The organism is Eisenbergiella sp. OF01-20 (assembly GCF_003478085.1).
Classification (GTDB): domain Bacteria; phylum Bacillota; class Clostridia; order Lachnospirales; family Lachnospiraceae; genus Eisenbergiella.
Window position 1 is genome coordinate 80,268 of record NZ_QUES01000024.1, and the last position, 18,137, is coordinate 98,404.

Annotated in this window: 21 protein-coding genes and 1 pseudogene; 11 read left to right on the top strand and 11 right to left on the bottom strand. The window is 48.5% G+C overall.

Annotated elements, in window-relative coordinates:
• Positions 1-21: 21 nt before the first annotated feature.
• The 6 genes and pseudogenes from DXA36_RS22475 to DXA36_RS22495 form a co-directional block, all read right to left on the bottom strand.
• The gene (locus DXA36_RS22475; RefSeq protein WP_118681688.1) at positions 22-1,011 is read right to left on the bottom strand and encodes a PHP domain-containing protein; all 990 of its coding nucleotides are present in this window, start codon (positions 1,009-1,011) and stop codon (positions 22-24) included.
• Entirely contained in the window at positions 1,008-1,220 is a 213-nt protein-coding gene (locus DXA36_RS34285; RefSeq protein WP_243114719.1) for a hypothetical protein, read from the bottom strand. The genes DXA36_RS22475 and DXA36_RS34285 overlap by 4 nt, the downstream gene beginning before the upstream one ends.
• Before the next feature lie 288 nt (positions 1,221-1,508).
• Positions 1,509-2,096, bottom strand: a pseudogene (locus DXA36_RS34290) (class I SAM-dependent methyltransferase); the annotation flags it as partial.
• Between the two features lie 8 nt (positions 2,097-2,104).
• On the bottom strand, positions 2,105-3,235 hold the full coding sequence (locus DXA36_RS22485; protein ID WP_118681690.1) for a serine hydrolase domain-containing protein: 1,131 nt from the start codon (positions 3,233-3,235) through the stop codon (positions 2,105-2,107).
• 48 nt (positions 3,236-3,283) lie between these two features.
• Positions 3,284-3,979 (bottom strand): DinB family protein, encoded by a 696-nt coding sequence (locus tag DXA36_RS22490; protein ID WP_118681691.1) that lies wholly within the window; start codon positions 3,977-3,979, stop codon positions 3,284-3,286.
• 10 nt (positions 3,980-3,989) lie between these two features.
• Positions 3,990-5,333 carry an MATE family efflux transporter gene (locus DXA36_RS22495; protein WP_118681703.1) on the bottom strand — a complete coding sequence of 448 codons (1,344 nt, stop codon included), beginning with the start codon at positions 5,331-5,333 and terminating at the stop codon, positions 3,990-3,992.
• 193 nt (positions 5,334-5,526) lie between these two features.
• On the opposite strand from DXA36_RS22495, the gene DXA36_RS22500 reads away from it, so the two are divergent.
• A complete protein-coding gene (locus DXA36_RS22500) occupies positions 5,527-6,639 on the top strand; it encodes an SLC13 family permease (protein WP_118681692.1) in 1,113 nt (370 codons plus the stop codon).
• A 20-nt stretch (positions 6,640-6,659) separates the two neighbouring features.
• Here the strand turns inward: DXA36_RS22500 and DXA36_RS22505 are convergent, their stop codons facing one another.
• Positions 6,660-7,940, bottom strand: coding sequence for a condensation domain-containing protein (locus DXA36_RS22505; RefSeq protein WP_118681693.1), 1,281 nt, complete (start codon positions 7,938-7,940; stop codon positions 6,660-6,662).
• A complete protein-coding gene (locus DXA36_RS22510) occupies positions 7,930-8,439 on the bottom strand; it encodes a TetR/AcrR family transcriptional regulator (RefSeq protein ID WP_118681694.1) in 510 nt (169 codons plus the stop codon). The genes DXA36_RS22505 and DXA36_RS22510 overlap by 11 nt, the downstream gene beginning before the upstream one ends.
• Positions 8,440-8,611: 172 nt before the next feature.
• On the opposite strand from DXA36_RS22510, the gene DXA36_RS22515 reads away from it, so the two are divergent.
• Positions 8,612-9,913, top strand: a complete 1,302-nt coding sequence (locus DXA36_RS22515; RefSeq protein ID WP_118681704.1) for an alanine/glycine:cation symporter family protein — start codon at positions 8,612-8,614, stop codon at positions 9,911-9,913.
• 31 nt (positions 9,914-9,944) lie between these two features.
• Here the strand turns inward: DXA36_RS22515 and DXA36_RS22520 are convergent, their stop codons facing one another.
• Positions 9,945-10,796, bottom strand: coding sequence for a DegV family protein (locus DXA36_RS22520; RefSeq protein WP_118681695.1), 852 nt, complete (start codon positions 10,794-10,796; stop codon positions 9,945-9,947).
• Between the two features lie 31 nt (positions 10,797-10,827).
• Positions 10,828-11,331, bottom strand: a complete 504-nt coding sequence (locus DXA36_RS22525; protein WP_243114717.1) for a DegV family protein — start codon at positions 11,329-11,331, stop codon at positions 10,828-10,830.
• 266 nt (positions 11,332-11,597) lie between these two features.
• On the opposite strand from DXA36_RS22525, the gene DXA36_RS22530 reads away from it, so the two are divergent.
• The 9 genes from DXA36_RS22530 (at position 11,598) to DXA36_RS22565 (ending at position 17,202) form a co-directional block, all read left to right on the top strand.
• On the top strand, positions 11,598-12,581 hold the full coding sequence (locus DXA36_RS22530) for a DUF6017 domain-containing protein (protein WP_004613670.1): 984 nt from the start codon (positions 11,598-11,600) through the stop codon (positions 12,579-12,581).
• 31 nt (positions 12,582-12,612) lie between these two features.
• Complete coding sequence (locus DXA36_RS22535) at positions 12,613-12,834, top strand: DUF5348 domain-containing protein (RefSeq protein ID WP_002569164.1); 222 nt, start codon at positions 12,613-12,615, stop codon at positions 12,832-12,834.
• Positions 12,835-12,875: 41 nt separating this feature from the next.
• On the top strand, positions 12,876-13,352 hold the full coding sequence (locus tag DXA36_RS22540) for a PcfB family protein (RefSeq protein WP_004613668.1): 477 nt from the start codon (positions 12,876-12,878) through the stop codon (positions 13,350-13,352).
• Positions 13,349-15,157 carry a VirD4-like conjugal transfer protein, CD1115 family gene (locus DXA36_RS22545; RefSeq protein WP_004613667.1) on the top strand — a complete coding sequence of 603 codons (1,809 nt, stop codon included), beginning with the start codon at positions 13,349-13,351 and terminating at the stop codon, positions 15,155-15,157. The genes DXA36_RS22540 and DXA36_RS22545 overlap by 4 nt, the downstream gene beginning before the upstream one ends.
• Positions 15,144-15,314 (top strand): hypothetical protein, encoded by a 171-nt coding sequence (locus tag DXA36_RS33100; protein WP_002569167.1) that lies wholly within the window; start codon positions 15,144-15,146, stop codon positions 15,312-15,314. The genes DXA36_RS22545 and DXA36_RS33100 overlap by 14 nt, the downstream gene beginning before the upstream one ends.
• A 417-nt stretch (positions 15,315-15,731) precedes the next feature.
• Positions 15,732-15,890, top strand: coding sequence for a Maff2 family mobile element protein (locus tag DXA36_RS22550; RefSeq protein WP_008395948.1), 159 nt, complete (start codon positions 15,732-15,734; stop codon positions 15,888-15,890).
• A gap of 155 nt (positions 15,891-16,045) precedes the next feature.
• Complete coding sequence (locus tag DXA36_RS22555) at positions 16,046-16,318, top strand: helix-turn-helix domain-containing protein (protein WP_073382926.1); 273 nt, start codon at positions 16,046-16,048, stop codon at positions 16,316-16,318.
• Positions 16,278-16,655, top strand: a complete 378-nt coding sequence (locus DXA36_RS22560; RefSeq protein WP_073382928.1) for a TnpV protein — start codon at positions 16,278-16,280, stop codon at positions 16,653-16,655. The genes DXA36_RS22555 and DXA36_RS22560 overlap by 41 nt, the downstream gene beginning before the upstream one ends.
• Positions 16,656-16,740: 85 nt before the next feature.
• Positions 16,741-17,202, top strand: coding sequence for a hypothetical protein (locus tag DXA36_RS22565; RefSeq protein ID WP_073382930.1), 462 nt, complete (start codon positions 16,741-16,743; stop codon positions 17,200-17,202).
• A 344-nt stretch (positions 17,203-17,546) separates the two neighbouring features.
• Here DXA36_RS22565 and DXA36_RS22575 read toward each other — a convergent pair.
• Positions 17,547-18,137 (bottom strand): transcriptional regulator (locus tag DXA36_RS22575; RefSeq protein ID WP_243114718.1); only part of this gene is annotated, 591 nt, incomplete at its 5' end.

Below are 18,137 nucleotides of genomic sequence, written 5' to 3' on the forward strand. Positions count from 1 at the left end.
ATTCGGGGGCTTCCTGATAATTCAGAAGATACGCTGCATCTTAAGAAGATAATCCAGCCGGGAGAGACACTCTTCTTCTATTGAATGGCTTGCTTTTGCAGAAGTCTCGGCTTCCATGGAATGCTCGGCTTCCATGGAATGCTCGGCTTCCATGGAACGTTTCGCTTCCGTCTCATCAGCCCCGGTTCTTCCCGGGTAAACAGAGGGCTTGGTTTTTCCGTGGAAATCACTTCCCATCGTTTCCAGAAGCTCCAGTTCCTCCACCAGCTCATGGAACCACTCGATATCCTCTTTTTCATGATAACTGCTGTAAACCTCCAGCCCTGCCGCTCCTTTTTCTTTTAAGGCGCCAATTCTTTCTCTGCTTCGTCCCACCGTATTAATAGGATGGGCAATTACCGATATCCCACCGGTTTCCGTAATCAGCTTCTGTGCCTCCTCAAAGGATGGATAGGAAACCGGCAGGTAGGCAGGTTTTCCCTGTGCACAATAATCCCAGAAAAAATTAACGTACGGATTATCCGCACGTTCACCGCCTTTTCTGTAAGGAACAAGCAGCGGATTGTCTGTATTTCTGTCGTCCGCCAGTGCAGCTTCCGCAATAGTCTCTCCCACCACAATCCCATCCCGGGACAGGGCCAGTACCTTTTCCTCATCGAAAAGAATCCCCGCTTCTTTGAGGATTTTCATCATACGGGTGGAATTGCCTTTTTTCTGGGTAAGGATTTCCTCCTCCAGCTCCCGGTATCTGGAATCCTGAAAGTCGATCCCGTATCCCAGCAGATGCAGATCCACTCCGTCAAAGGTACAATCCAATTCTATAGCGGGAATTGCGCGGATTCCGAAGCGGGAACAGGCCGTCATCATCCGCTCCACCCCTCTGACTGAATTATGATCCGATAGTGCCGCTACCTTAATACCGCTGTCACGGCATATCTCTGCCAGCCTTTCCGGGGTGAACTCTCCATCCAGGCTGATTTGAGAATGCATATGCAAATCCAGCCAGCTCATACTCCGCCTTCCTTTTTCTGCTTGTCCAGCAGATCCTGCAGCGCTTCGTCACTGTCCTCAATCCAAACATCTTCCTCTTCCGCATTCAGCCCCAGGAATTCCCGCAGTGTGCAGGGTTCCTCACTGTTATTCCATGTATCCACATAATCGTCGATTTCTTCAAAGGAAATCTCTCCTGCTAAGTAACGCTGCTTAAATGTTTTCTCCATTCTATGCCTCTCTTCCTTAATTCCCCCGATGAAATAACCGGATCCTACGGCGGGGGATTTGCCGTCCGTTTCCTGTGTTTTCACGTTTGCGGCAACAAACGTCACCACCTGTGTTGTTAACTGTAGCGGACCGGATTCCCGGAGTATTTCATATTCCTGTTTCTTCACCGTTTCTTTTAAAATACTGAATTGCGTAAAAATCCGGTGGAGATGCCGCCGGGTTTCCTCTGTTTTTAGATTTAATTCAAACTGCGGCGGACTATAACATCCGGTTTCCGCGTCAAATTCCGTCATTTCTGTGTTCATTATCATGCAAAAAATACCATTGTCTTTAAGGCCGCTTTTTATTTTCTCTAATGTACAGATAAATGCCTCTTTGGACTCCACATGCTCCAGTGCTGAAACAGCAATAATCAGATCGAATGCCTTCTTTCTAACCGGATACGCTTCCAGTGGCATTATTGCACCGGCCACATCTTTTTCTATCCCGTATTTTCTGCAATTAAACAGCAGTTTTTCTACTGCGATATCCAGGATATCCACGGCCTCAGCCTTACACTTATTCCGGAAATGACATACAAAAGGGATGCAGCTTCTTCCGATCCCGCATCCCAGATCCAGAATGTCAATCCAGGAATACTGTTCAAAGAAAGGATATAAGTCCGTAATCGTTTTCACCGGCTTTTGAAGCCAGGAACCATTGCCGAATAATTCTTCCCTTTCGTACTGTCTTGTGTGGGAAAAGCGCTCTGCTTTCCTTATTGTTTCCAGGACGGCTTTTTCCGGGAACGTATCAACTATATTTTTTTTATTCAATAAGAATATCCTTTTCTTTCCTATGTACTCACGGCCAGTTATTAGTATAACGATTGTCACGAAGCATGTCAAACCCGGTTTTCCCCAGGCGTATCATTGAAAAAGCAGGCATCCCTGCTGCCATAAAATCTATTGTAAATTTCCACCTGTATATGCTTAACCATAGACCAGATATCACAATCCTGGTTGGACAGTACCGTGAGGGTCATATCCTCCCGCGGATAATATAAAAATTTGGCGGCCACACCGTCATTGCAGCCATCCTTATAAATGCAGAAAGGGATATTTTCCTTCTCCAGCAAATAGAACTCAAATCCGTACCCGTTTTGCTTATACATTCCAGGGATAGATAACCACTCCACACTATTAGAGAATTCACAATGCGGACGCAGGAAGATATCCGCATACTCGCCGTTCAGAAGGATATGTCCCCGGACTGCATCCAGAAAAAGATTCAAATCCCCGGCCGTAGTATAAGCCCCTCCGTCCGGAGTCCCCACAGGCGGATAGCAATAGATATTTTTCTGATAGCCGATAATCCGCTCCTGCGCATCCCGTATACTTTTATATCCTTCCGCCGTATTTTCCTGGATACCGTCCATAGAAAAAAATCCGGTTCTGTCCATTCCCGCACGTTCGAAAATATGACGGGTAAAATAGTCCCTGTAATTAACCCCGCTCACCTCTTCTATTGCCATACCTAACAGGACATAAGAACAGTTGCAGTATCTGACATTTGTCCCCGCCCGGAAATTTGGTTCTTTATAAGCAAAATTCTTTAAAAAATCCCTGCATTCCCGAATCGCATAATTAGGGCTGTCAATAAACAGGGCCGAGTATTCCTCTCCCGCCTCCTCATCCGCATCGTCCGCAATCCCGGAGGTATGGTTCAGCAGATGCTCTATTGTCACATCATCAGGGATCCTGGTACCGGACAGATCAACGATATTTACAATTTTATCTGTAAGACGGAGTTTTCCTTCCTGTACCAGCTGCAATACTGCTGCCGCCGTAAAAATTTTGGTTATAGAGGCCGTATCAAACCTTGTATCCACATTATTGGGCACATGGAAAGGACGGCTGGCATAACCATAAGCCTCACTGAATACCGTTTCTCCTTTTCTTTTCAGCATACAGACGCCGCTGAAATTATGGTTTTGCGCATATTCTCCGCATATATTTTTGAGATATTCTTTCATTCTCCCTCCTTGGGTTTCACAGCCTGCTGCCTTTCCGTTCCGCCGGGGCTATTCCAGGAAAAATCTCTTTTTTGACCGGATTGCCTCTTTCCAGCGGAAGCAGTCATTCAAATGCAGCATGACATGGCGGGTAGGGGGCATCAGAAGCAGGCCTGCCACATCCTTCTTCCCCCAGAAATCAAGCAGCCAGAAGGATTCCTCCTGCCGGGTCACCCCTCCGGCCTCCAGGATCCTGTCCAAATCTTCTTTGGCAGTTTTTCTGCGCATATCCTCCGGGGTAAGGCTCTGTACAAGGCTCCTTGTCCGCCTTCCCACCTCGCAGCGGTACTTCAGAAGTTCCGGGATATTCATTTCTTTGCTTAATGCCATGATTTCCTCATCCTGCAATGCATTCCCCGTATCCGTTACCGATACTTGGATACGCTGTTTCCAGTCCTGATTAAAGATCTGTTCTTTCCTTCCCACCAGCATATTCATGGTCAGATCTTCAATACGGGCAATATGCCAGACTGCCCAGCCGATTGTTTCATCTTTGGATGAGGGCATAATGGCATATTCCCGATCCGTCAGATCCCGGAACAAACCATCCACCTGCGTTTCGCTCCCGCCCGCCATTTCTGAAGGGAACAGCTTTTCATGGATTTCCAGAAATAACTCTTTTGCCTCAGGAAGCTTATCTTTATTTCTGATAATGCGGTTAAGCTCTTTATGTTTTTCGCTGAGGCCTTCTCCAAAATACTTCATTTTCTTCCCCTTAGATTTTGATTTTTGTCCATTTCCCGGAACGGAACCGCAGGCATGTCAGAATAAAACGTACAAGCTGATCGGCGCAGACGCCAAACCAGATCCCGATGATTCCCAGCCCTGCGGTATAGCAGAGCAGGTAGCTGGCAATGGGACGCACAATGGTTACGCTCACTGTGGAGGCTATCGTAGTATAAATCACATCTCCTGCCCCCCTCAGACAGCCCATATATATCACCTGCGCGATCTGCAGCAGCACGACTACAACGATGACACGCATAATCTCCACACCCATGGCAATGATTTCCGGCTCCGAAAAGAACAGATGGTATAAGAAGCTGCCGCTGGTAAGGTAGACGACAGCGAGAACGGCAGCGATTATGCGGCCGATATTCTGGCATATACTCCCGTAGGTTTTAGCCATATTCACATTTTTCGCCCCCAGGCTCTGGCCGATTAAGGCTACGGCCGCCACCTGCATGCCGTCTCCGAAGGAAAAAGACAGGCTCATGACGTTCATGCCTACCTGATGGGCGGCAAAGGCTTCCGTTCCCATTTTCGCCGCCATAACCGCAACGGAAAGAAAGCCTACCCTTACCAGAAGCTGCTCGGCAAGGACGCTGGATCCCAGCTTGATCATGCTTTTTCCCACCTCCAGGGTAGGGCGTATTTTTTCTTTCCACATATAAGGAAAGCTGATAAAATCATTTTTCCAGGCTGCTGCTATGCTCATAACACAACCCACCATACTGCCGATTACCGTAGCTATTGCCGCACCGGATACCCCCAGGGCCGGGAACCCGAAATGTCCTTCGATTAACAGATAGTTAAATATCACATTGACCAGATTAGCCGCCACATTGGTTTTCATGGCTATCTTTGTATTTCCGGCCCCTCTCTGGGCTGCATTTACGGTCAGAGAAATAACCGTGAAAATGATAAAGCCCATAATAATACGGAAGTACTGCACCGCTTCCCCATGGGAAGCCTCCTCCGAACCGCATAAACGGATAATGGGATCCGCAAATATCACACAGGCCAGGCTGACAAATACCGACATGATCAGGACAAAAAAGCAGGCGGCGCATAATACCTCATTGGCTCCCTTCCGGTTTTCCTGGCCTTTTCTTCTGGCTACCAGTGCGGATACCGACACATTCACCGCAATAAACACGGCCAGCCCGATAAATTTGGGCTGGGTGGTCAGACCAACCGCCGCCACCGCGTGAGCCCCCACGCGGCTGACCATCAGGGAATCCACCATTCCCACCAAAGCTACAAAAAACGATTCCAGCACAGACGGCCATGCCATTTTCAGCACTGTCTGTACATTTTCCTTACTGTACTTTTTCATGTCCTCCCCTTTCAGACGGTTTTTACCGGAACCGTCTTTCACTTCTTTTATTGTACGTTACATTTCAGAGGCTGTCCATTAGCGAACTGTTCTTATTTTTATGGGCTTTTTCGTCAAAAAGCCGATTGACTGGCGTTACCTGCTGGATTATGATAAACAGTGGCGTTAAAATATTCCGAAGAAGGACTTACCCATGGATAAAATCAGCAGCTTCATAAAAAAAGACCCCGTACTGTTAATTTCCGGTTTGCTTGCCGTTGTTTCGGCTTTTTTTGTCCCCCCGGACGTCTCTTATTTATCTTATATTGATTTCCGTGTACTCGCGCTCCTGTTCTGTCTCATGTGTGTGATGAATGGCTTCCAGGAGATCGGACTTTTCCAGAAGCTGGCCGTTTTCATCCTTTCCCGCACAAAAAATACAAGGCAGCTGACAGCCGTCCTTGTATTCCTTTGCTTTTTTCTGAGTATGTTCATCACCAATGATGTTTCCCTGATCACCTTTGTTCCCTTCACGGTCCTTATACTTACCATTACCGGACAGGCAAAGCTGATGATATATGTAATTGTCCTGCAGACGATTGCCGCCAATCTGGGCAGTATGCTGACTCCTGTGGGGAATCCCCAGAACCTGTATTTGTACAGCCTTTCCGGTATGCGCATTTCCCTGTTTCTGAAAACCATGCTCCCTTATACGCTGCTTTCCGGGCTGCTGCTGTTTCTTTCCCTTTTCTTAAAACCCGGGGAAAAGGTTTCCCTTCAGTCTGTTTTCACGGACACAGCGCCGATGGAACGAAAGCCTCTCCTCGTCTATTCCCTGCTTTTTTTGCTGTGCCTGGGCTGTGTGCTGCGTTTGTTTCCCTGGCAGGCGCTCCTTCTGATCCTGCTCGCCGTTCTCCTGCCCTTTAACCGCAGATTGTTGTACAAGGCTGACTACGGCCTATTGTTCACCTTTCTGTTTTTCTTTCTGTTTATAGGAAATATGGGCAGGATACCGGTAATCGTAGACTTTCTCCGTTCTGTTTTAACCGGTCACGAGCTTTTCCTTTCCATCGCCGCCAGCCAGGTAATCAGCAATGTGCCGGCTGCCATACTGCTTTCCGGCTTTACCGGAAATTACCTTTCCCTTCTTGCGGGAGTGAACATCGGAGGGCTGGGGACGCTCATCGCCTCTTTGGCCAGTCTGATATCCTATAAGCAATATGCCAAAACCGCCGGCTGTCATAAGGGCCGCTATCTGCTGCGGTTCACAGGGCTTAACCTGCTTTTTCTTGCCGTACTATCCGGCCTTGCCGTCATCCTTATCTGAAAAAGGCTGACCGGCCCTTTCTATGAACCGGCCATACGTTTGAGCACAGCCGCCGCCTGTTTGAAGAAAGCTTCTTCCCGGGGAAAAGCTTCTTTTTCCGCAATCATCGTCACCTGTAAAACCGTTTCTTCTCCCAGCGCCGCCACGCCGAAAAGCCTTTTCGCATTGGGTACAAGGGGTGGTGCAAATACAAATTCCTTAAGACGGTATGCGCCGTAACAGGTAGGGATTGGGAGCTTTCCCAGATTGGTCACACTGATCCCCTTCGGGTTCCCATGATACCCAAACATATCCCTCACCATTCCTGCCGTTCGGTTTTCATAACCGGCATAGCCTGAAAAGTAAGCGGCATCCACCAGGCAGGGGCTGAGTTCTCCCATAAACCGGAGCAGAAAATATTTATCCGCTTCCGTGTCCAGCTTCTTATAAATAAGCCTGTGTACGTTACGCGCATTTTCCCAAAAATCCAGGGAAGGCTTATACGCATAATCGATGGATATTCCGGTAGCATAATTTCCCATTCCTTCATATCCTTCCGGCCGCACACTCGCTGCCAGCCCGATGCTTCTTTTTTCTCCGGAGGCTTTCGCCAGGGCCGTGACAAACAGGCTGTTAAAGGTAATCTGATGACTCCTGGCAAGGGTAAGCAGTCTGACACACTCCTCCCCGCAAAACGTTTCCAAAAGGATATGGATATCCCTGTTTTTCCAGTATTCCCTGTAGATGTCCTCATAGTCCTGCCAGCCAAAGACCCGTCCGGACTTATTCCAGCTGCTGTTTAACCGCTTCATCAGGAAACGCAGCGGCGGCTTCAGATGTCCTTTATTTTCCTGCCCCGGAAATGGGTACAGCTGCAAAGGCCGCCGGGGAATCGCTTTCCCGGCAAGCGCATCCATGATATCCCGTGTAAGGCAGGCAAAGGAAATACCGTCTCCGGCCAGATGGTGCCCCACAATAAGAAGCCTGCATGCCTTTTCTTCCTGCCAGGCAAAAAAGCGCAGCAATTCCCCATCCTTCAGGGCAAAGGGGACAGGTGCCTGCTGCCGGATTACCTCCTTCCAGTCATCCTTCTCCTCCATCCAACGGATATGGATATCCTTTTCTGCACCGGATTCATAAAAAGCACGTCCGTTACTTTCCAGCAGGATTCTGCACTGCAGCATTTCGTTCTGTTTGCATGCCGTTTTCACGGCTGCTTCCAAATCCGCCCGGGCTACCTTTCCGTCAATTACCGCCATGACCGAAACCTGGATGCTTGGAGAAAACAGATGGGTTCTTTCTTTTCTGATCTCAGTTTTCATGGGCAAACTCCTTGTATACTTCGATTAACAGTTCCCGGATTTCCTCCCGCGGCAGCCGGGTGGTATTGGTTGCCGCAATGGCTGCAATTCCGTGGGTAAAAACCCAAACCTTTACAAATAACCTGGCATCCGCCCGCTCCGGTACGGCCCCTGCCAGTTCATAGATACTGCCAAGTTGGAAGCTGTCCGACATGCACAGCAGCCGGAACAGATTCTTTTCCGTCTGTGCCAGTTCCACATATCGTAATCCCATATGCAGAAACAGAGGCTCATTTCCCGGATTTTCTGTCATTTCTTTAGCAAAATATGCTTTTGTCCTCGCATATACCTCTTTCTTTAACTCCTCCATGTTCCTGAACACATGAAAGACCGGCTGTGTGGAACAGCCAAGCCTTTGTGCCAGCTCCCGGGCCGTCACCTTTTCAAACCCGTTTTCCCTGGTCATTTCAAAGGCTGTTTCTACAATATCTTCTTTGCTGAGTTTTGCTTTGGGCGGCACTATTTACACCTCTGTTTCTTATATTTCCAAAAAGGAAGGGATACAATAACATTGTTATATAACAATGTTATTGTATCCCTTCCTTTTTGCTTTGTCAATGGGTTTTGCCGCAGCCGTACACATATCCATGTTCCTGTCCGCATATAGTTATAGAAAAAACTGCGAGGCCTGTATGCTTCCCTTCCTGGAACACATCAATCAACTGCTGTGGGGCTTTCCCGTTCTCATACTGCTATCCTCCGCCCATCTTTATTTTACCGCCAAATTAAAATTTCCCCAGAAACTCACCTTAAAGGCTATCCGTCTGTCCGTCACTCCCGAAAAAGGAGGAAAAGGAGCCAATCTCTCCGGTTTTGCAGCGCTGGCTACCACGCTGGCGGCTACCCTGGGGACCGGAAATATCATCGGTGTATCCACCGCGATTGCTATAGGCGGGCCGGGCGCGCTTTTCTGGTGCTGGGTAACCGGCGTGCTGGGTATGGCTACCTGCTATGCGGAATGTTATTTAAGCGTGCTGTTCAAAAAACAAAAAGCGGATAAAACCTATGTGGGCGGACCTATGTACGTACTGGAGAAGGGGCTGCACAGCAAAGCCCTGGGCATCCTGTATGCCGCCTGTGCCCTGTTTGCCGCCTTCGGGGTGGGCTGTACCACACAATCTTCGGCAATCACGGAAGCGGTAAATACCATCGCTCCTGTTTCTCCCCATATTATCGGTATCCTTGCCGCCTTTACCGCCGGCCTGGTCATTCTGGGCGGGGTGAAATCCATCGGTAAATTCTGCACAAGAATGGTTCCCGCCCTCGGTTTTTTCTATATTGGCTGCTGTCTGTATCTGCTGTTCCTGAACCGTGACTTTATTTTTTCCGGTCTCTCCCTGATAGTCAGCAGCGCTTTTGAAACAAAGGCGGCAGCGGGCGGCTTCATCGGAAGCACGCTGCAAAGCGCGGCACGATTCGGCATTGCCAGAGGCCTTTTCACCAATGAAGCGGGAATCGGAACCGCAGCTATCGCCGCCGCTTCTTCGGAAACCAGGGATCCCCGGCGGCAGAGCCTGATCTCCATGACCGCCGTATTCTGGGATACCGTAGTTATGTGCGCGGTAACAGGTCTGGTTATTGTGACTAATATCCAGAAAAATCCCTCTTCTATCCTGGGCTTCAGTTCCGCCAGCCTCACCTCCGCCGCGTTTACCTATCTTCCCTTCGGAGGGGCTGCCCTGCTGTCTCTGGCCCTTGTGGCTTTTGCCATTACCACTCTGATCGGATGGTGCTATTACGGGGAACGGGCGGCGGAATATCTGTTTGGGGAATCGGGGATTATTTCCTATCATTTGTGTTATATTGTCATGATCTATATCGGCGCTGTCCTCCCTATGGATCTGGTGTGGGGAGTAACGGATCTGATTAACGGCGTCATGGTTTTTCCCAATGTAATAGCGCTGTTTGCCCTTCGGAAAAAAATACATATCTGACCTCGCGGCAGCCGCCGGAAAGCGGCGCTTATCAGCGTGTATAATACAGCACACCCAGAGTTCCCGGACCGCAGTGGCTGGAAATCACACCTCCGGCCCTGGTAACGTGGATATTCTGAAAAACACCGAGATCCTCCAGATACCGCTTTACCTGTTCTGTCACTTCCTCCGGACAGCCTGAATGGGTAATAAATACCCTTTCCGGATCCGCCGCCAGCAGATTGTCCCGCATATCCTGCACATATTTCAGGATTACTTTATCCTGCGCACCTCTGTATTTTTTCCCGGCGGACATTTTTCCGCCGCTTACCTCAATCCTGGGCTTCAGGTTCAGCTTTCCTCCCAGAAGAGCGGTTACTGTGGAGCATCTGCCGCCCATTGCCAGGTAATCCAGACGTTCCACCACAAAGCTGGCCCTCACTTTATCCCTGCAGTTTTCGATTTCAGCGGCAATACTCTCCGCATTCCGCCCTGCAGCAGCCAAACCGGCCGCCCGAAGTACCTGAAGGCCAATCCCTGTGGAAAGATTTCCGGAATCAATAATAAACATCCTGTCATATTCCAGTTCTTCTTTTACCAGCCGGAGCACATTGCAGGTCGTTGACATTTCTCCGGAAATACCGATGAAAATCACATCATCCCCGTTATCCTTCATGGGCCTTATCAGATCCAGCGCCCGGTCAAAGGCCACTGCCGCCGTTTTAGGCGTACGCCTGTTTTTTTCTGCCCAGGTATAGATTTCATCCGGTACAATTTCCTCTCCGTCGCAATAGCTTGTCATATCCAGGACAATATTCAGCGGCAGTATGGAAATCTCATACTGCCTTATTAATTCCGGCGATAAATCACAGGTACTGTCCGCTACAATTCTTATCCTACTCATTTCTTCCCCCTTTAAGGTCATCCGCGTTCCATTACCGGTTCTGTCCGTGCAGAGCCTTTTCCAAAATTCCCAGCCCCAGCGGATAAGGACCGGTATGCACGCCGATGGTCGCTCCAATCTGATAGACAGGCAGCTCGCAGCTCCCATAACTGCCACGAAGTCTTTCCAACACCATATCCCGGTACTCCTCCGCCTCCGCCCGGTCATACCCATATCCCACCGCTATGGAATAGTTGCCGATAGCATCCGCTCTTTCCTTCAGATAATCCAGAAGCAAATCCACAGTCTTCTGCATGGTTTTCTTTCTCACACGGCCGATACCGGATGGGTAAATCTCTCCCTGCTTCAGAGTGATGACGGGCTTAATCCCAAGCAAAGTTCCGGCAATACCGGCCACCTTTCCGATCCTTCCCCCCGCCTTCAGATATTCCATGTTCCCGACGGTAAAAAAAATCCGTCCGGTGCTTTTGATTTCCTCCACCCTGGCAATGGCCGCTTCAAAGCTGACGTTAGATAACGATACTTTTGAAAACACTGGAAAATCAAGGTTTTTCGAGCGACGGACAAGCAGGGTATTGTACTAAAAACTGAATACGACGCAGAAGCGGCGTTTCTTACTCTCTACATGGGAGAACAGGAACGCCGCTTTTTTATGCCCTTTGTTACGCAGTAGGGGCAGAAAAAGCCTTGCTACAAGCGATTTTGCGGGCGCGTATCTGGCGCGGCAAGGGATTTATACCTTATCCCCCGAAACCGCGCTTCTACTGCGTAACAAATCCACAGCAAAAGGAGTGATTTACTATGGCAGTTTTCAGAGTGGAACGGAACAAGGGCTACACCGTAATGAGCAACCACCACCTACGCAACAAGGAGCTTTCCTTAAAGGCAAAAGGGCTGTTGTCGCAAATGCTGTCACTCCCCGAAGATTGGGACTACACCTTGAAAGGCTTATCCCTTATCAACCGGGAGAAGATAGACGCTATCCGCGAAGCCATTAAGGAACTTGAACGCGCCGGGTATATCGTCCGTTCAAGGGAGCGCGACGAGAAAGGACGCTTGCGGGGCGCGGACTATGTGATATTCGAGCAGCCGCAGCCGCCTACGCCGGATTTACCTACATTGGAAAATCCAACATTGGATAATCCAACGCAGGAAAAACCAACATTGGAAAAACCTACGTTGGAAAATCCAACGCAATTAAATAAAGATATACAAAGAACTGACTTACCAAAAAAAGAAAAATCAAATACAGATTTATCAAGTACCCATTCCATTCCTATCCTTTCCCCTAACCCCTCTCCTTGCAGAGAAGCGGCTGCGCCGCCGGAACGGAAAGGAACGGAAGCGGCAGCACAGAGCGCAGTTGATATATACCGGGAAATCATCAAGGACAATATCGACTACCACATTCTCAAACAGGACATGAAGTTTGACAGTGACAGGCTGGACGAGATTGTAGACCTCATGCTTGAAACCGTATGCACCGCCAGAAAGCGGGTACGGATTGCGGGGGACGACTACCCGGCAGAGCTTGTGAAGTCAAAGTTTATGAAACTAGACGGCGAGCATATCCGCTTTGTGCTTGACTGTATGCGGGAGAACACAACCAAAATCCGCAACATCAAGCAATATCTGAAAGCCGCCCTTTTCAACGCCCCGTCCACAATCGGCAACTACTACACTTCCCTTGTCGCCCATGACATGGCAAGCGGCGCACTGTCACCGAAAAAGCCGCAGTACGGCGACCCGGACTATTATTCATGCAATGAGGGCGAAAGCCTGTAACCACCCACAACCACAAAAGGAGGATTTTATTATGGCACAGAAAATGACAGGAGCATTGGTATTTGACGAGCGCACCGACCGTTACGACATCCGCTTTGACTTAAACAGCTACTACGGGGGCTTGCATTGCGGCGAGTGCTTTGACGTATTCGTGCGGGGCAAGTGGAAGCCGACCCGGATTGAGTACGGCGACAACTGGTATCTTGTGGGTATCAGAGCCGAGGACTTGAACGGGCTGCGGGTGCGTATCTGACCGCCGCCCCATAAAGAAACGCGAAAGGAGGACGCGACAAATTGCAGGACGAAGTAAACGAAAAGACCATAGCCCTTTACATCAAGACCGGGAAGCTGACCGCGCAGACGCTCCAAAAGGCAATGAAAGCCATACTGTCAAAGGGCAAAAAGCTGCTTGCAAAACCGCCACAGGGCAAGCAGAGCTTAAAGCAGCTTATGAAGCAGAACGCGGGCGTTTCCAACATTGAGATTACCGAGGGCAATATCAAAGCCTTTGAGAGTACGGCGAAAAAGTACGGTATCGACTTTGCGCTGAAAAAGGACGCGACGGAAAGCCCGCCCCGCTATCTGGTTTTCTTCAAGGGGCGGGACGCGGACGTACTGACCGCAGCCTTTAAGGAATTTTCCGCAAAAAAGCTGACACAGGAGAAAAAGCCCTCAATCCGAAAGCTGCTCTCTACCCTCAAAGAAGCTGCACAGGGCAGAAACGCGGAACGGGCAAAGGTCAAGAACAAGGACAGGGAGGTATCGCTATGAAGCCGGAAATCAAGAAGCTGCTTATCCTAAATCTCCCGTATCTGCTCTTTGTCTGGCTCTTTGATAAAGTGGGCGCGGCTGTCCGGCTCTCCCCCGGCGCGGACGCAAGCGCAAAGCTGCTACATCTTGGGGACGGTTTTACCGCCGCCTTTTCCAGTATCGCGCCGAGCTTCCACCCGGCAGATTTACTTATCGGCATTGCCGGGGCGGTCATTGTCCGGCTGATTATCTACACCAAAGGCAAAAACGCGAAGAAATACCGCCGCGGGACAGAATACGGTTCGGCGCGTTGGGGCGGGGCTGACGACATAAAGCCGTACACAGACCCGGTATTTGAGAACAATATCCCCTTAACGCAGACGGAACGGCTCACCATGAACAGCCGCCCGAAGCAGCCGAAATACGCAAGAAACAAAAATATTCTTGTAATCGGCGGTTCCGGCAGCGGCAAGACCCGGTTCTTTGTGAAACCGTCGCTCATGCAATGTACGTCAAAGGATTTTCCAACGTCGTATATCGTCACTGACCCGAAAGGAACACTGATTTTGGAAACCGGGAAAATGTTGCAGCGGTACAAATACCGTATCAAAGTGCTAAATACGATTAACTTCAAAAAATCCATGAAATACAATCCCTTTGCCTATCTGCGGAGCGAAAAGGACATTTTGAAATTAGTCAATACCATTATCGCCAACACCAAAGGCGACGGGGAAAAATCCGGCGAGGATTTCTGGGTGAAAGCGGAAAAGCTCTACTACACCGCACTAATCGGCTATATCTGGTATGAAGCCCCAGAGGACGAGAAGAACTTCACGACGCTGCTTGAAATGATAAATGCGTCGGAAGCCCGCGAGGACGACGAGGATTTCCAGAACCCGGTTGACCTCATGTTTGAACGTCTGGAAGAAAAAGACCCGGAACATTTTGCAGTCAAGCAGTACAAAAAATACAAACTGGCGGCGGGCAAGACCGCAAAAAGCATACTTATCTCATGCGGCGCGAGGTTAGCCCCATTCGACATTAAGGAGCTGCGGGAGCTTATGGAAACCGACGAAATGGAGCTTGACACCATAGGTGACAGAAAGACCGCCCTTTTCGTGATTATCAGCGACACCGACGACACCTTTAACTTTGTCGTGAGTATTCTCTACACACAGCTATTCAACCTCTTGTGCGACAAAGCAGATGATGAATACGGCGGGCGGCTTCCCGTCCATGTACGGTGCTTACTTGATGAATTTGCGAATATCGGGCAAATCCCCAAATTTGAGAAACTAATCGCAACCATACGGAGCCGGGAAATCTCCGCGTCAATCATCTTGCAGAGCCAGTCACAGCTAAAGGCAATCTACAAGGACAACGCCGATACCATAGTCGGCAACTGCGACACCACGCTTTTCTTGGGCGGCAAGGAAAAAACCACGCTCAAAGAAATATCGGAGATTTTAGGCAAGGAAACGATAGACAGCTTCAACACTTCCGAAACAAGGGGGCGGGAGCTTTCGCATGGGCTGAACTATCAGAAATTGGGAAAGCAGCTTATGACGGAAGATGAAATCGCAGTCATGGACGGAGGGAAATGTATCTTGCAGCTACGCGGGGTGCGCCCGTTCTTTTCGGACAAATTCGACATAACGAAACACCCGAAATACAAGTACCTATCCGACGCAGACCCGAAGAACGCCTTTGACATGGAAAAGCACCTTAAACGCCGCCCCGCCATTGTCAAGCCCGACGAGGTTTTTGACTATTACGAGATTGACGCAGCAGACTTACAGGAGGACGCAGACCATGAGGAAACGTAGCGCAGAGGAAAAACAAAAGCAGCTTGAACGGTTTTTAATGAATGTTGCGGAAGCCGCCGACGCTGCATTATGGGAGTATTGGCGGGAAAAGGAAGCGGAACACCGCCGTTTTGCAACGGAGTATGTCACGCGCCGGGGGCTTATCCCTCAACAGTGACAGCATGGCAGACCGCCGGGGAGGGGGGGACAGGGGAAGCTACACTTCCCCTACGCTGCCTTGCGGCAGCTACCCCTTTGTGAACTTGCGGGAAGCGAACACCTTGCTATGCAAGCTATTCACTTCCCGCAAGTCTGAATAATACCCGTCCGGCAGCACAGCGGGACACCGAAAGGAGGAATCGAAGCAATCACATATATCAATATCGGCTACATGATACGCGCCCCTACTTTCCGGCGCAGCACACAGCGGCAGGAGCCGCACCCCCCTACAACTGAATACCGCCGCGCCGCAGAACTTACGCAGCGCGGGGACAGCCGCCTTTACCAGAGGGCGGTTTTTTTATGCGGCGGCATACGCTGACCGCCTTTTGTCCGCTTGCCGGACAGCCGCAGACGCGGCAGAAAGGATTTATTTATGGCATTTTTCAATAGCGCAGTAGACGTTTTGCAGACCCTTGTTGTAGCACTTGGAGCCGGGCTTGGTATCTGGGGCGTTATCAATCTCATGGAGGGCTACGGCAACGACAATCCGGGCGCGAAGAGCCAGGGCATGAAGCAGTTGATGGCTAATTAAAGGGAACAAAAAGAAAGGAAAAGCACAATCCAGACGGTATCAGCGGCAGTCCACAAGAATAAATTGTGATTTCACAAGATTGGTGCTATAATAAGAGAAAAGTTCCTGCCGGGGCAGCCGCCCCGGTGGTATGGATAGGAAGGCGGGAAAGCAATATGCACATCAGCTATAAACCACTCTGGCATACACTGTTAGAGCGTGATATGAGAAAAGAAGATTTAAGGCTTGCTGCTGGTATGACAACGAATATGATTGCCAACATGAGCAAAGAGGGAAAGCACATCAGCATGGATACATTAGCCCGTATCTGCGAAACGCTGAATTGTGAGATTACCGATGTAATTGAGTTAGTACCAGACGAGCCTGCTTCCACAGGAGGTAAGGAACATGAGCGAATTAAAACCAAGAATAACAGAAAACGGAATTGATTATATCCTTGTTGGAGATTACTACATCCCGGACTTGAAACTGCCGGAGGAACACCGCCCTATTGGAAAGTATGGATGGATGCACCGGGAATATTTAAGAGAAGTCCACCCAGTCAGATTGAACACATTGACCTTGACCGGGGAATTTTGGACATACCTTGCTGACCTGAACGAACAGGCACAGAATCGGTTAGATACCATCATGGAGCAGATGAAAGCCGCCGAGGGTGTGACAGAGGAATTGAAGCGAACCCAACAAATGGAATGGGTGCAGCGTTGCAATAACATTCACAACCGGGCAGAAGAAATTGTTTTGCATGAGATGATTTATTCATAATGGTATGGTAGAATAATTGTTTACTTTATATGGTAGTGAAAAATAACAAAGAAAATTTTATAAGGGTGAATATAGGAGAAACAATATGAAAAATACTAAGAGATTTTTGATGGAGCAATTTTATACTTGCCTCAAGAATAATTTGATAGATTTAGAACTTGATTTTTATAGTGAGGAGGATTTTTATGAATACTTAGAGGTGAGGGACGAAAAAATATTTGATAGAAAATGGTTGGAGATTCATGCGGAGATAAGCTTATTAGAAAACAAAATTGAAAATAAAGATTTGATAGAATCTATTTGTGAAGAAGTATATATGAAAGTGATGAGCTTTTCTGGTGTGGAGGATCTGGCTGCGTGTATTTCTGATGATTTTGAACTTATATTTAAAGCTTTAGATGTAGATTATAACAATCGGTGGTTAAATGGCATGATGGTAATGTATTTAGACGATAGGTTTCCGAATGATGCTGATGAAATTGAAGAGGAAGGAACAGAGGAAAGTATTAAATCTCAGTTAGAGAAATATTTAAAAATAAAATCATAACCACAAAAGATAGCGGAGAAGAAGGTGTCTTAGGAGAAAATTGTCTTATTGATTGTTCTCAAATTCCTATGATTTATTGTAATTATGATACACACGATGTTGTAGATATAACTCTTGATGATTTACAGGTTGGGGACGAAATCATTTTGACTATTCGGAGTTCGGAAATAGAAAATCATCAAAAGGAAGATAACAATAAAGCAAAAATAGAAGTTGAACAATTACAATTAGGCACACAAAGAATTAAATAATTTCAAGTTTGCCATTTTGAATTTTAACTGAATATCCACAGCACAAACCGTTGTTACATGGAAACTAAGAAACCATGCAACAGCGGTTTTTCTTTATCGTTTTTTCCTCTGGCTGATAGGCGTTCCCATTTTCTTTGATTTTTTGAGAATCCGAATGAGCCAGCGAAATTCTTCGTCTGACAGATTTTTATAGTTGATGCCGAGCTGCTTGCAGTAAAGGACAACGAGCTTTTCATCCCGGCTGCCCTTGAAATTTTCGACCGCTTCCAGATTTTCTTTCAGTTCATCGGCAACGGTGGTCTGGGGCGCACTCTCACTGTCCTTTTTGTGGTTTTCCCGAATATCCCGGATAATAAGGTTGAGATCATCCCGTACCATGTGACTGAAATATTCATCATCGCTGATATGTGCGGCTTGCAGCACTTTCAAATGGGGGTCATCTTCGCCGGGGCGATACCGTTCAATGATTTCATGCCGGACGGTATCGACAAGGGCGTTGAGGTTCTGAATCTGCATGGTGGCAATCCCATCCACATAAATCTCAATGTCCGCAAGAAACTTGATAAAGTCCTTATGGGTGGCAAGTTCGCAGAGCAGACGGTTGTTAATCCGACCGTTTTTCAGAAGTGCCACCATTTCATCGCTCAAATGCAGCTCCCTTAATGGCGTGTTGATCTCCGCCCG

Bases quoted from the DNA above. Each gene is read 5' to 3' on its own strand.
- DXA36_RS22475 (WP_118681688.1), bottom strand. From the start codon at position 1,011: ATGAGCTGGCTGGATTTGCATATGCATTCTCAAATCAGCCTGGATGGA.
- DXA36_RS34285 (WP_243114719.1), bottom strand. From the start codon at position 1,220: ATGGAGAAAACATTTAAGCAGCGTTACTTAGCAGGAGAGATTTCCTTT.
- DXA36_RS22485 (WP_118681690.1), bottom strand. From the start codon at position 3,235: ATGAAAGAATATCTCAAAAATATATGCGGAGAATATGCGCAAAACCAT.
- DXA36_RS22490 (WP_118681691.1), bottom strand. From the start codon at position 3,979: ATGAAGTATTTTGGAGAAGGCCTCAGCGAAAAACATAAAGAGCTTAAC.
- DXA36_RS22495 (WP_118681703.1), bottom strand. From the start codon at position 5,333: ATGAAAAAGTACAGTAAGGAAAATGTACAGACAGTGCTGAAAATGGCA.
- DXA36_RS22500 (WP_118681692.1), top strand. From the start codon at position 5,527: ATGGATAAAATCAGCAGCTTCATAAAAAAAGACCCCGTACTGTTAATT.
- DXA36_RS22505 (WP_118681693.1), bottom strand. From the start codon at position 7,940: ATGAAAACTGAGATCAGAAAAGAAAGAACCCATCTGTTTTCTCCAAGC.
- DXA36_RS22515 (WP_118681704.1), top strand. From the start codon at position 8,612: ATGCTTCCCTTCCTGGAACACATCAATCAACTGCTGTGGGGCTTTCCC.
- DXA36_RS22520 (WP_118681695.1), bottom strand. From the start codon at position 10,796: ATGAGTAGGATAAGAATTGTAGCGGACAGTACCTGTGATTTATCGCCG.
- DXA36_RS22530 (WP_004613670.1), top strand. From the start codon at position 11,598: ATGGCAGTTTTCAGAGTGGAACGGAACAAGGGCTACACCGTAATGAGC.
- DXA36_RS22535 (WP_002569164.1), top strand. From the start codon at position 12,613: ATGGCACAGAAAATGACAGGAGCATTGGTATTTGACGAGCGCACCGAC.
- DXA36_RS22545 (WP_004613667.1), top strand. From the start codon at position 13,349: ATGAAGCCGGAAATCAAGAAGCTGCTTATCCTAAATCTCCCGTATCTG.
- DXA36_RS33100 (WP_002569167.1), top strand. From the start codon at position 15,144: ATGAGGAAACGTAGCGCAGAGGAAAAACAAAAGCAGCTTGAACGGTTT.
- DXA36_RS22550 (WP_008395948.1), top strand. From the start codon at position 15,732: ATGGCATTTTTCAATAGCGCAGTAGACGTTTTGCAGACCCTTGTTGTA.
- DXA36_RS22555 (WP_073382926.1), top strand. From the start codon at position 16,046: ATGCACATCAGCTATAAACCACTCTGGCATACACTGTTAGAGCGTGAT.
- DXA36_RS22560 (WP_073382928.1), top strand. From the start codon at position 16,278: ATGAGCGAATTAAAACCAAGAATAACAGAAAACGGAATTGATTATATC.
- DXA36_RS22565 (WP_073382930.1), top strand. From the start codon at position 16,741: ATGAAAAATACTAAGAGATTTTTGATGGAGCAATTTTATACTTGCCTC.